The organism is Chryseobacterium sp. MP_3.2 (assembly GCF_035984805.1).
Classification (GTDB): domain Bacteria; phylum Bacteroidota; class Bacteroidia; order Flavobacteriales; family Weeksellaceae; genus Kaistella.
Window position 1 is genome coordinate 1 of sequence record NZ_JAXCHW010000012.1, and the last position, 12,581, is coordinate 12,581.

The window sequence follows — 12,581 nt, forward strand, 5'->3', positions numbered from 1 at the left end:
ATATAGTCGAACTCGGAAGGGAGGATGGGCAGTCGCACAAAGTCCTATTTTAGGAACAACAATCACTATTTCAAGGCTAAAGAAGCGTGGTTACATCGCAATGTTAGAACTTCATCTATCACTTAACCCAACAAGATGCGAACCGCCGTATACGAGACCCGTACGTACGGTGGTGTGAGAGGCGTACTCCGTTCAATTATGGACGGAGCCGTCTACTCGATTGTGCGTTCGTTTTTTCTTTCTCAAAATATCCATTTTTTTACTGTAATCAAACCAACAATAATTAAAAATCCAATTATAATTAAAACAGAAAAGAATACTAATCCTCCTAATTTTTCTTTTAAAGTTTGTTTTTGTTCAGATTTAAACTTTTTCTGTACATTTAATTTCGGATTAAATTTCGGAAAATGTTTTACTTTCGCTATACTGTCAGATTCCAATCGAGTTAATTTTTGTCTAGCATATTCAGGGAGTTTTGATTTATCTCCGCGAAAGACCATTTCTTGCAAAATTTGATAACCTGAGTAATTAACAGACTTTTCATAAATCTCAATACAATTTTTAATTCGTTCTTCAATTGGTTCAGTTAGAATCCAGTATTTTCCAGCAGAGTCCAAAAATCCGCTTTCGTAATAAATTTCAGCAAGTTTATTCCATAGTTCAATGTCATTAGGATTTTCCTGTATCAAATTCCTTAATCTGTCAGTCGCTTTAAATTTTAGACCGCCATAAATTTCTGAATCTATTTTATTTAATTTTTCTTTTAAACTCATGACGGTTTTTCTAAAATGACGCACAACTCTCAAATATACGCAACTTTTCCATCGACACAAAAAATTTTTATTTAGGGTGAAACCCTCACTCTCAGACTCTTAATTTGTATTTACCTTTAGGGTTATACTAAACACGCATGTTTAACTATTCAAATACGCAACTTGAACTATGGAAAATACGCAGCCCCTCTTCGATCAAAAATATTTCACCCCAGAAGCAGCAACCCACAATGGCAAAAATATAATCTGGATCAGGTTTTCAAAAGATTACACTTTGGTCAAAATACTGAAAAGTGCCACAAAAGCCCATTGGTCAAACACCCAAAAATCCTGGTACGTTACCGATAACAGCGCGAATCGGGAACTTTTCGGCCTCGACAAAAAAATCGTGGGAAAAGAAGTGCTGCTCAAAATCCATCCCAATAATTTAGCTGCGTTTCAAACCTATCAAAATCAATTACTCCTCAAAGGATTCAGCCAAAATACCCTCCGCGTTTATTCCTTAGAATTTGCGCAACTGCTTTACATCCTTCGCTCCTTTCCCGTCCATAAGCTGACCCGAGAAAAACTGAAAAGTTATTTTCTCTACTGTCATCAAGAACTCAAACTCTCCGAGAACCAAATTCACAGCCGCATGAATGCCGTTAAATTTTACTTTGAAAAAGTGCTGCATCAAGACAAAATTTTCTTCGACATTCCCCGACCCAAAAAACCCCAACTCCTCCCAAAAGCCCTCAACACCACCGAAATTGTAAAACTTCTGAAGGTTACCGAAAATCCAAAGCACAAATTAATTCTTCAATTGTGCTACGGCATGGGATTGCGCGTAAGCGAAATTGTGAACATTAAAATAGAACACATCGACTCCAAAACCATGAAAGTGCTCATCGCCCAAGGCAAAGGAAAAAAAGACCGCTACGTTAATTTACCCCACAGTATTTTAGCAGATTTGCGCTTCTATTACAAAGCCTATTTGCCCAAAATCTTTCTCTTCGAAGGACAATTCGGCGGCAAATTCGCCATCAGAAGCGCCCAATCAGTTTTTAAAATCGCCATGAACAAAGCCGGCATTAAAAAAAGCGTCGGCATCCACAGTTTACGGCATTCCTACGCCACGCACCTCCTGGAATTGGGCACGGATATTTCACTCATTCAAAAATTATTGGGACACAATGATATTAGAACCACGCTCAATTATACCCATGTCGCAGATCGCACCGTTGCCAGTGTGAAGTTGCCCTGAGATCAACTTTTTCAGCGTTAATTGTTGATGATTCGTATTTATTTGTTTTTTTGGGCAGCCAATTCCGCCTTCCACTCTCTCTCCCGATTTTACACCGGGATCCGTTCAAACCACAAAGTGGTTCGCCGATTCAAATAAAAAAATATAAAGAGGAGTCAATTCGGGCTGCAATCCGTTTTTAGTTGAAAACAAGCAGATTTATAGCTTACAATTCCTCCATATCTTCGTACAATTCCGTGATATTTTCGATGGTTTTGCCTACATTTTTATCGTCAGCAATCTCCGCACTCCAAGATTCTACCACAATTAAACTCGTAGCGCTGCATGCTTGAAGTCCGTAAGAATAAGGCCGAAGTCCACTCGTATGTGTAAAATTAATATCGAACAAAAATGAATTCGCTTCACCTTTAGAATTAATGGTGCGGTAACTGGAATCCATTGCAATTCCAGATAGTTTTAATTGCTTTTCTCCCTTGTCTTCTACCAGATTTTCTGCCTCTTCTTTTTTCTCTTTAGTTTCCTCTGCAAAACCTGCCGAAGCTTCAGAAACTACGCCTTCTTTCACCAATGAGGGAAATGGATAATCTGCCAATTCTAATTTTTGATGTCCGCCACAGTTTACAAATAAAGCATATTCTAAATCTTCAGAATTTCCCTCTTCTGTTTCTAAAGTAATCTTCGTGCGGTTTTTTTCAAAAGCGTCTTCTGGAAAATTAACCCTTCCTGCTTTTAATTCGATGGCCTCTGCCTCATAAAGCGCTAAAAGAATTTCCGCAGATTGCAACGGTAAAGCAGCGATCACATTCATGAGAAAAGACATAATTTCTGAATGGAAAAACTGATGATCTTCTGCCGGTAAAAGTTCTGCATGGTAATTTAAACTGTACATTAAATCGTCCAAAGTTTCCATCCAGTAAATCGGGATTTTATTTTCCACAGAATTTCTAGCCGTCACCATTTCTTTTTTCATGCCCTCAAAGGAATTCACATACTCATGTTTCTCCGTCATCATAGCCACTAAATCGTTAAAACTGAAATCTTTTTCTTTCAGTTTTCCTACCACATCCCATAATCCATCATTCCTAAAAGCACTGAGGAGTGCAGGTCGGCACAATTCATCAAAATAATCTTCGATGCGCAGAAAGCCATTTTCCTTGATTAAATCCAACAATTGCGTGCGGTTAAAATGGCGGTAAATTTCTCGAATCGGTTCTTGCTGTTCATATTGCAAATGCGGAAGCCAACCTTCTGCTGCATGCAAAACGATTTTAAAATCTGGCGCATTTTGATTTTTCGTAAATATTAAATTTCCCTTTTCTTTTGTAAATTTCCCATGTCGGTGAGAAAGAGAAGTCACCACATCAAAAGCACTCAGAGATGCGCCCAATGTCCCCACTTTGAAATTGTAATATTCTCCTTCTGCGGGCAGAATTTTATGAATCGGCCACGGTGAGGCAAAATAGCCTGCATTTTTATGATCTTCTGCATTCCATTCATGGCCATTTGCAATCACAGCGGTGGAGAAAGTCTCTTTCTTATTTTCGGAATCTGTGATGGTTAACTCATTTTCTTTAGTCCAAGAAATATCTGCCACTTCACAATTCGGCCTCTCCTTAATTTCTATTCCTGCCTCTCTCAAAAGATTTAAAATTGCCTTGAACTGATCATGAAAATAATGTCCCAAAGAAACTCGGCTGTACACTTCAGAATCGTCGATCGGTTCAGAACCCACATTTAATTTTTTGAGCGTTTCCCCATCTTGGTGGCGCAACCAATCTGCAAAACTTTCCTGTAAAATGGGGATTTCTTCCGAAGAAATATTGGCAAGATTATAAATATCCGTTGTTTTCGGATGATAGGGCATTCCCATTCCCAAAACTTCTCTTTTCTCAAAAATCGTAATCTTTTGGATTTCTTTTTTTAAGACGTCAAGATGCGTGTAAATATATTGGAGCAGATAAATTGCCGTAGGTCCACTGCCGATAATAGCAAGGTTAGTGAGATTACTTTTGGTGAATTTTTTATTTTTCATAGGGGTAAAAGTTCAAAATGTAGGGTAAATTGCTCATTAAGAAGAGCGATTTTTTGGAATGAAATTTCAGTGCCGAAATGTAATTTTTTTGCAAACTTTTTTCAATGTAGAATCAATTTCACCACGGCGTGTCTTTTATACTGGATATAGTATTGCGGAAAAATAACCTGCTCAATATAAAACTGGTTTTCATTCTAGCCCCGATGGCAGTGGAAATTCTTCAGATGGTCTACCAGACAATTCTGAGGATTGCAACGAACAGCGGGAAGTCAACTTGGGAAAACAATCTCATCTTCAAGCTCCAAAAGGAATTGATGATTTTTCTACTTCACTTTGAAAGTTCGCGCGATTTTTTTAAAAATTTCCAGATTTTTTTCCTGCTCTTCTTTCGCCCCACCCACGATTAAGTAGTACCGATTTTCGCTAAAAATAGCCACGAAATAGAGGAGGTCTTTCTTATGATCTGCGGCAATAATTTCGTAACCACTCCTATGGTCAATTGTAATTTTTTCTACACTTTTAATTTCAGCCTGATCCGCATCTGGCAGTGCTTTTAATCGTTCCAGCGTAAATTTTTTGGGGTCTAAAGTTGAAAACTCACCGAGTGATCCAGACACGAGCAAGCGACCTTTTTGCGTCGGCAAGAGGCCATCTTCACTGTACATCAAGGCACCGGCTAAATTTTTTACAAATTGGTAGGTGGTTCCCGCCGTATTAATGGAGAATTGCGCCGCTTCCTGGGAATTAGGATTTTGATTTTCATCAAATGTTAAAGTAAAAAGCGCAGTTTTAATGTCGTTTTCCATTTCGAGAAATTCTTCGGGGTAAATTCCATTTACAATAACCGTTTTCGTCTCATCCCCGAAAATTAAAATTTGTTTGAGGTATGTCTTACCAAAAGCTTTTTGGCGAACTTTATAAAGCTGCGCCTTAACGTTATTGTATTTTACATTTTCTTTTGAAATCAGTTCCATCCCTTTTGTCAGTAAGGCTTCTTTGGTGAAACTTTCCTTCAAGAGGGAATACGCGGCGGGAAAATCTACGATGATAATGGAGGATTTTGTTTTTTCACTCTGGAATCCCGTAAAATCGCTGGAGAGTTCAAAATCATTGGGCGGAACCATAGAGAATTTGGTTCCCGGTATGGGAATCAAGGCAGATTGCGCATCATAAAAAGTGGTGAGGAACAAGAGGAAGAAAAGGTAAAATTTATATTTCATGGTATTTTAGAGTGCTTAAAATTGTTCTCGCGTTTTTTATAAAATTAAATCCAAATTGAATGATTCTGTTTTTATTTAATAATGAAAAAAGTTGTAACGCATTATGCTATAGGAATAGAGAATCAACTGCGAAACCGATAATAAATACTGCTAAAAACATGGTGATGAATCCTAAAATATAACTTCCAAAGGCTTTCAGATAACTGCTTACTTTTCCTTTTTTGTAGAAATTTCCGATGCCATAAATAGCATAAACAAAACCCAAAACTCCCGACGCGGCAAATAAATTAATATCTGTAAGTCCTGTGATGAGACCAAAAACCGCAAAAATCAACATGGTAATTCCCAAGATAAAACAAAGCATAATGATCAATTCGAAAAAATTGTAATTGTATTTTCTAAAAAATATCTTCAACCACAGGGCGATAAATGCGGCAGAAATAATATTCATGTACCCATAATTGGCCTGCATCCACGTCAACATTTTAAAATAAGAGGAATCTGTGGGCAAACCTTCTTGCTTGATATAAATGTCTTCTATATGAAAAAAGTTATTGATCAGCATGTAAATTAAGGAGGTGATGATGATGAAAATAATGGGTTTTACAAGCCGGCTTCTGCTTTCTGAAATAAAATTTCTAATGCAAGATCCGGGATTGATGAGCAATTCTTTGATGGTATACAAAATTCCGCGTTCAAAGTGTAGTACGTGTTCAATTTCATGCAAGATGTAGTGCCCATTTATTCTCTTTAATTCCGCAACTTCGCCACAATTTCCACAGTATTTCTGTGCTACTTCAGCCGCACAATTGGTACAAAATTTCTCGCCCATTATTTAAGATTTCTTAGTTTTATTTCCGCTTCCAAAGCTTTTTTCGGCGGTCCGTTTTTAAAGACAATGAAAATAAAAAAGAGGGGAAACAAAGTGAAAAAACCGAAACCATTTTTCACCGTGCTGTAAATTGCGATTCCTATCATGCAACCAATCAGAACCGCACTGGTAAGATTTGATGATTTCATTTTTTTTGCTTCAATGAGCAATTCTTCGTCAGAAAGCGCGGTGTAATTTTCTGCGTTCATAAAATTTTTCTACGGTTTGATGATGTTTTTAAGGGCTCTACTTTTTATTCAAAATAGAAGTTTAAACTGATTGTTTTCTCGCATTTCTTATCAATGTAAAAATTGCAAAAATCATGGTCAATGCATAAAGAGCAGCCAACCAAGGATTTTCAAATGTTCGGGTTTCAAAGTTGAATTGCTTGTAAAGCGTCCATCCTAAAATAATGGGAATGGTTACAAAAAAGAAATTGAAGGAGTTTTTATTTTTCATAGTTTTTTAAAAGATAATAATACGCAAAATTATTATTTCAACAATTGTTGAATATTTACCTTTAGAAAAACTTTTAAATGGCCAGAAAAGTAGTTGAGGATAAAATTTAGAACGTTGAAATTTAATCCATGGAACTATTGATTTTGGGAAGATACAGCTATTAATTATCTCTTAATCTATATTCTTGTTTTCCATTTTTTGGGCAAGTCGATTTCCTAAATCCAAAATATCTTCATTTCTCGCTAATAACTCTATCCAATTTTTTGGAATGTCCTCAATACCATAAAGCAAACCAGCCAATCCGCCCGTAATTGCTGCGGTGGTGTCTGTGTCTTCTCCTAAATTTACGGCCTTCAAGGTTGCTTCTTTATAATTTTCCGTAGTCAACAAACACCAAATACTGGCTTCCAAAGAATGAAGTACATAGCCGCTGCTCAAAATTTTGTTTTCTTCTAATACCGAAATGTCCTTTTCCAAAAGTCGGTCAAATAAGGAAATCTCAGAAGGAGTAATTGAAAGTGAAGAGAGAAAATTCGGGATTTCAACTTGCAGTTTTTTATAGATTCCGAATTTTTCTTTTCCTAAAAGGATTTCTCGGGCAAATTCGAGGTAATAAAAACATGCAATGATAGAGCGAATATGTCCATGGGTTATTGAAGAAACTTTTTTCGTGATTTCATAACGCTCGGAAATTGGCAAATCTTTAATATAAAAAACCAAGGGTAAAATTCGCATTAAAGAACCGTTTCCATTCGATTCTGTGTTGGTATTTCCCGCAAGTTCAGGATTTATGCCCTCTTTTAATTGGGTAATGGCTTGATTGGTGGCAATGCCAATGTCAAAAAGCTCCCCGCGTGCAGCCCAATAATTTTCGTCGCGCCACTTTATGAAATTTTGACCAATTCGGTGTAAATCAAAATCGTGGCTTAAAGCTTCCGCCAAACAAAAAGTCAGGGAGCCGTCATCTGAAAAAGTTCCGGGCGGTAAATTGTAAGTTCCATAACCGATCATATCGGTTACGGGTTTTTGAAGGATCGTTTCTCTGCTTTTAAATTCCACCGGAACGCCTAAAGCATCGCCGATGGCAACACCAAATAAGGCGGATTTGATTTGGTAGGATAAGTCTCTCATTCTAAGGTGATCAAATTTTTGGAAATGTTCCCCCCAAATATAAAACTCTTCTTTTGATTCTAAAAATTTGATTGGAAGGAATTTTTGGGTCCTGCGAAAAGAAAAACCTCCTGAACTTCTAGCCCCGATCAGAGCGGAAATCCTTTTTTTCGAAAAAAAAGATTGCAGCGGAGAGCGGGTTGGAATTTTCAAAGGAAATGTAATCTCCTTGCTTCTAGAAAATTAAAATTTTAAAGATTTGATTTCCAAACAAATAAATGATACAAACGACTACAAACGACCATAAGTAATTCTAAACCGAATAAATTTTTGGAAGTGGTGAACCTTTGCAGTAGAGATTCGAGAAAAATAAGTGTGACTCGAGTCTAACGTTTAATCATAAAAATTTAAAGCCATGTCACTAAGAAACAAAGTTACCTTAATCGGTAGAACAGGAAAAGAAGTAGAAATCGTAAAATTCGAAAATGGAAAAATTGCGAAAGTAAGTTTAGCCACCACCGATCATTACACCAATGCATTGGGAGAAAAAGTAGAAGAAACCCAATGGCATAATTTGGTTGCCAACGGAAAATTGGCAGACATTATGGAAAAATATGTGGAGAAAGGGAAAGAAATTGCCGTAGAAGGAAAAGTGGTTTACCGCAATTTCGAGGACAAAGAAGGCGTGAAACGCTTTGTTACAGACATCCGAATTGACCAATTGGTCATGCTCGGAAGTAAATAAACACTTTAACAATGCCGGAATTTTGGGAGAAAAAATTTCGGCTCTGTTTCTCTCTATGATAATATCAAAAAAACAAACACCATGAAAACTAAAATATTCAAAATCCGCTTATCTGAAGAATTTATCTACGCTGATCAAAATATATTGGATTGCTTTTTACAAGAAAATAATATCCTGAAATATGAAACGGCCTTCGTAAAAGAGGAAGAAAATTACTGGTCCGTTATTATTTATTACGAGGAATTGAAGATTCAGTTTCAAGAGGGCAGACCCGAAAAGTATTCCGCAGAACAGGAACAGCTCAACCCAGACGAAATTAAAATTTTGGATTCGCTGAAATTATGGCGTACCGAAAAAGCACGGGAAAAAAGTCTGCCTGTGTATTTAATCGCGACCAACAAAGAATTGCTTTCCATCGCGAAATATCGCCCCATTAAGAAAGAAGAACTCTTGGATATTAAAGGTTTTGGAAAATACAAAATCGAAAATTACGGCGAAGAAATCATTGAGATTCTGGAAATGGTTTAACTTCTTCGCCAAGGTGTATTTATAAAACCGAGGAATATTCTTCGGTTTTTTGGTATACAAAAAAATCATGGATTTACTGAAGTTGATAACTGAAGTCGCGAAGTTTTTTTACATTTATAAAATGGAAATTACTCTAAGAAAAATCGAGAAAAAAGATAATGAAGTGTTAGCAAAAATAATTCGCAGTTGCTTTCATGATTTTAAAGTTGCCACGGCAGGAACCGTTTACGAGGATCCTACCACAGATCATTTATCTGAACTCTTTAGGCAAATTAATTCGGCCCTTTTTGTAGTAGAAATAGAAGGTGAATTAGGTGGTTGTTGCGGAATTTTTCCCACCGAAGGTTTACCGGAACATTGTGCAGAACTCGTTAAGTTTTATATCCACAAAGATTTTCGAGGGCAAGGATTGGGCAAAAATTTAATGGAAGAAAGTATTGATTTTGCGAAAATGTCTGGCTACAAATCTATTTATATAGAAAGTTTACCCGAATTTTCTACCGCCGTTTCCATCTACGAAAAGCAGGGTTTCACTTACCTGGAAAAACCGCTCGGCAATTCGGGACATAGCGGTTGCAACCTTTGGATGATCAGGCAACTTTAGGCAATTGGATGAATATTTCCGTATTTTTGCAAATTCAAGCAAGAAAATTGCATTGAATATTACTCATTATTTATCACTCATTACTCATTTCTATGAAGCCCAGTTTAGCAAAAGGAACCCGAGATTTTTCCGCAGAAGAAGTCTATCGAAGAAAATTCATTGTCAATATATTACAAAACAATTTTGAATTATTTGGTTTCCAGCCTTTGGAAACGCCAAGTTTTGAAAATCTTTCGACCTTAACCGGAAAATATGGAGAAGAAGGTGATCGCTTGATTTTTAAAATCTTGAATTCCGGCGATTACGCTTCAAAAACAAAAGACGAAGATTGGGAAAATAAAAATTCCCAAAAACTCATTTCTCAAATTTCAGAAAAAGCTTTACGTTATGATTTGACGGTTCCGTTCGCAAGATACGTTGCAATGAATCACAATACGTTGAATTTTCCTTTTAAACGCTATCAGATCCAACCGGTTTGGCGCGCTGATCGTCCGCAGAAAGGGCGTTTCCGGGAATTTTACCAATGCGATGCAGATGTGGTGGGAAGCGAAAGTTTATGGCAGGAAGTAGAGCTGGTTCAATTGTATTTAAAGTCTTTTTCAGAGTTAAAAATTCCGGCAACCATTCATTTAAACAACAGAAAAATACTTTCCGGTTTAGCAGAATATGCGGGAATTACGGAGCAATTGATTGATTTCACCGTTGCTTTAGATAAGCTGGATAAAATTGGAAAAGAAGGCGTTGTCAAAGAATTATTAGAAAAAAATATCGCTCAGGAATCAATCAATAAATTAGATTTTCTTTTTGAGCAGGGAAATGATGCGCTTCAAAACTTGGCTTTGTTAAAAGAGAAATTTCAGGGAAATGAAATCGGAACCGCTGGAGTAGAAGAACTGGAATTTGTATTGAAAACCTGTTTAGAACTAGGTGTTTCCGAAGAAAGTTTAAAATATGACATCACTTTAGCCAGAGGTTTGGATTATTATACCGGTGCAATTTTCGAAGTAAAAGCCAACAATGTTGCGATGGGTTCCATCGGCGGCGGCGGAAGATATGATAACCTAACCGAAGTTTTCGGCGTGAAAAATATTCCCGGAATAGGAATTTCTTTTGGTTTGGATCGTATTTATTTGGTGATGGAAGAGCTTGGTTTATTCACCGATGATTCCAAAAATGCAGTTCAATATCTTTTTGCCAATTACGGGGAAAATGAATCTTTGGCAGCCATGAAAATTATTGCTCAACTTCGGGCGAAAGGAATTTCCGCAGAATTATATCCAGAAGCTGCAAAACTGAAAAAGCAATTTACTTACGCGGAAAAGAAAGGAATTCCGAACTTAATTTTCTACGGAGAACAGGAAATTTCCGACGGAAATATCACCGTAAAAAATTTGGAAAACTCCGAACAAAAAACCCTTACCAACGAAGAATTTTTAAAGTCTCAACCTCAACCTTAATCTTAACCTAAAATCATGTGGTGGATTTTCGCCTTACTTTCTGCGTTTTTTGCAGCACTCACCGCGATTTTTGCTAAAATTGGGGTAGAAAATGTAAACTCCAATTTAGCAACAGCCATTCGAACTGTTGTAGTGTTGGTCATGATTTGGCTCATCGTTTTCTTTCGCCAAGAATACAAAGGATTCGGAGAATTATCCCAGCGAAACTGGTTTTTTTTGGGAATTTCAGGTGTCGCAACGGGACTGTCCTGGATTTTTTATTTTAAAGCTTTGCAAATGGGTGAAGCTTCCAAAGTCGCCGGAGTTGATAAACTGAGCTTAGCTTTGACAATTATTTTCGCCGTACTATTTTTAGGAGAAACCTTAACGTGGAGAACCGCGGTCGGCGCGACTTTAATTATTGCTGGAACTTTATTTTTAATTTCAAAATAGTGGAAAATTACTTAGACATCAATCGCAAATTGTGGAACGCAAAATTAGCTTCACATTTAAAATCAGATTTTTACTTTGTAGATGAATTTCTTCAGGGTAGAACTTCTTTAAACTCCATAGAACTGGAACTTTTAGGCAATATCAAAGACAAAGAAATTCTGCATTTACAATGTCATTACGGGCAAGATTCTATTTCTTTATCCAGATTAGGCGCCAAAGTTATGGGTGTCGATTTATCCGATAAAGCCATCGAAGCCGGAAAAAATTTAGCCGAAAAATGTGGAACGGATACAGAATTTATCAGCTCAGACATTTACAATTTACCCGCTATTTTAGACAAAAAATTCGACATTGTTTACACCACTTACGGAACAATTGGTTGGCTTCCCGATTTAAAAAAATGGGCGAAAGTGATTTCAAATTTCCTGAAACCCGGTGGAAAATTAATTTTCGTAGAGTTTCACCCTTTTATCTGGATGTATAATGATGATTTCACCGAAATTGAATATGATTATTTCCAGGGAGAACCGATCATTGAAACGACGGAAGGAACTTACGCAGATCAAACGGCAAAAATTTCTTTGCAGGAAGTTGGCTGGAACCACGAACTTTCCAGCGTTATACAAAGTTTGATCAATGAAAATTTAGAAATTAAAAACATTCAGGAATATAATTATTCGCCTTATTCCTGCTTCAAGAATATGCAGGAAACAGATAAAGGAAAATTTCAGATTCCGCAGTTTGGCCATAAAGTTCCCTATGTATATTCTCTGGTTGCTCAGAAAAATTAATTGCGCAGATTTTTGCTTTTAAATCACAAAAATTTGTATCATTGCAAATCTAAATTTTTAAAAATATTTAGAAATTTCTAGAAAAAATGGGGGATTAGCTCATCTGGCTAGAGCGTTTGACTGGCAGTCAAGAGGTGGTCGGTTCGATCCCGATATCCTCCACAAAAAAAGAGTTGCATTAATTTGGAACTCTTTTTTTTATTTTTTTGGGCGCACATTTCCGGCTTTTCACTGCAATTCCTCACGCCTTTCTTTCCCAATGCTTGTTCCGGTATTTCCGTTGCAATCCGGGGCGCAACTTGCGCAAATAATAGAA

General features: G+C 36.9%; 14 protein-coding genes and 1 tRNA gene. 8 read left to right on the forward strand and 7 right to left on the reverse strand.

Annotated features, from left to right (window positions below):
• Positions 1 to 242: 242 nt before the first annotated feature.
• Positions 243 to 773, reverse strand: a complete 531-nt coding sequence (locus RCH13_RS12375) for a tetratricopeptide repeat protein (protein ID WP_326987556.1) — start codon at positions 771 to 773, stop codon at positions 243 to 245.
• A 169-nt stretch (positions 774 to 942) separates the two neighbouring features.
• Between RCH13_RS12375 and RCH13_RS12380 the strand changes: the two genes are divergently transcribed.
• Positions 943 to 2,016: a tyrosine-type recombinase/integrase gene (locus tag RCH13_RS12380; RefSeq protein WP_326987557.1), complete on the forward strand. Its 1,074-nt coding sequence runs from the start codon at positions 943 to 945 to the stop codon at positions 2,014 to 2,016.
• A 205-nt stretch (positions 2,017 to 2,221) separates the two neighbouring features.
• Here the strand turns inward: RCH13_RS12380 and RCH13_RS12385 are convergent, their stop codons facing one another.
• From RCH13_RS12385 to RCH13_RS12410, 6 genes are all read right to left on the reverse strand, one after another.
• Positions 2,222 to 4,048, reverse strand: coding sequence for an FAD/NAD(P)-binding protein (locus RCH13_RS12385; protein ID WP_326987558.1), 1,827 nt, complete (start codon positions 4,046 to 4,048; stop codon positions 2,222 to 2,224).
• A gap of 323 nt (positions 4,049 to 4,371) precedes the next feature.
• Complete coding sequence (locus RCH13_RS12390) at positions 4,372 to 5,268, reverse strand: hypothetical protein (RefSeq protein ID WP_326987559.1); 897 nt, start codon at positions 5,266 to 5,268, stop codon at positions 4,372 to 4,374.
• Positions 5,269 to 5,374: 106 nt separating this feature from the next.
• A complete protein-coding gene (locus RCH13_RS12395) occupies positions 5,375 to 6,100 on the reverse strand; it encodes a DUF3667 domain-containing protein (RefSeq protein WP_326987560.1) in 726 nt (241 codons plus the stop codon).
• Positions 6,100 to 6,348: a hypothetical protein gene (locus RCH13_RS12400; RefSeq protein WP_326987561.1), complete on the reverse strand. Its 249-nt coding sequence runs from the start codon at positions 6,346 to 6,348 to the stop codon at positions 6,100 to 6,102. The genes RCH13_RS12395 and RCH13_RS12400 overlap by 1 nt, the downstream gene beginning before the upstream one ends.
• Before the next feature lie 61 nt (positions 6,349 to 6,409).
• On the reverse strand, positions 6,410 to 6,598 hold the full coding sequence (locus tag RCH13_RS12405; RefSeq protein WP_326987562.1) for a hypothetical protein: 189 nt from the start codon (positions 6,596 to 6,598) through the stop codon (positions 6,410 to 6,412).
• 171 nt (positions 6,599 to 6,769) lie between these two features.
• The gene (locus RCH13_RS12410) at positions 6,770 to 7,729 is read right to left on the reverse strand and encodes an ADP-ribosylglycohydrolase family protein (protein WP_326987563.1); all 960 of its coding nucleotides are present in this window, start codon (positions 7,727 to 7,729) and stop codon (positions 6,770 to 6,772) included.
• 394 nt (positions 7,730 to 8,123) lie between these two features.
• On the opposite strand from RCH13_RS12410, the gene RCH13_RS12415 reads away from it, so the two are divergent.
• The 7 genes from RCH13_RS12415 (at position 8,124) to RCH13_RS12445 (ending at position 12,427) form a co-directional block, all read left to right on the forward strand.
• Positions 8,124 to 8,453: a single-stranded DNA-binding protein gene (locus RCH13_RS12415; protein WP_326987564.1), complete on the forward strand. Its 330-nt coding sequence runs from the start codon at positions 8,124 to 8,126 to the stop codon at positions 8,451 to 8,453.
• Between the two features lie 81 nt (positions 8,454 to 8,534).
• The gene (locus tag RCH13_RS12420) at positions 8,535 to 8,981 is read left to right on the forward strand and encodes an HRDC domain-containing protein (protein WP_326987565.1); all 447 of its coding nucleotides are present in this window, start codon (positions 8,535 to 8,537) and stop codon (positions 8,979 to 8,981) included.
• A gap of 121 nt (positions 8,982 to 9,102) precedes the next feature.
• The gene (locus RCH13_RS12425; RefSeq protein ID WP_326987566.1) at positions 9,103 to 9,585 is read left to right on the forward strand and encodes a GNAT family N-acetyltransferase; all 483 of its coding nucleotides are present in this window, start codon (positions 9,103 to 9,105) and stop codon (positions 9,583 to 9,585) included.
• A gap of 92 nt (positions 9,586 to 9,677) precedes the next feature.
• The gene (hisS, locus tag RCH13_RS12430) at positions 9,678 to 11,042 is read left to right on the forward strand and encodes a histidine--tRNA ligase (RefSeq protein WP_326987567.1); all 1,365 of its coding nucleotides are present in this window, start codon (positions 9,678 to 9,680) and stop codon (positions 11,040 to 11,042) included.
• Between the two features lie 15 nt (positions 11,043 to 11,057).
• Positions 11,058 to 11,474, forward strand: a complete 417-nt coding sequence (locus tag RCH13_RS12435; RefSeq protein ID WP_326987568.1) for an EamA family transporter — start codon at positions 11,058 to 11,060, stop codon at positions 11,472 to 11,474.
• Positions 11,474 to 12,265: a class I SAM-dependent methyltransferase gene (locus tag RCH13_RS12440; protein ID WP_326987569.1), complete on the forward strand. Its 792-nt coding sequence runs from the start codon at positions 11,474 to 11,476 to the stop codon at positions 12,263 to 12,265. Before RCH13_RS12435 ends, RCH13_RS12440 begins: the two co-directional genes overlap by 1 nt.
• Positions 12,266 to 12,353: 88 nt before the next feature.
• Positions 12,354 to 12,427 (forward strand) — tRNA-Ala (locus tag RCH13_RS12445).
• The last annotated feature ends 154 nt before the right edge of the window (positions 12,428 to 12,581 follow it).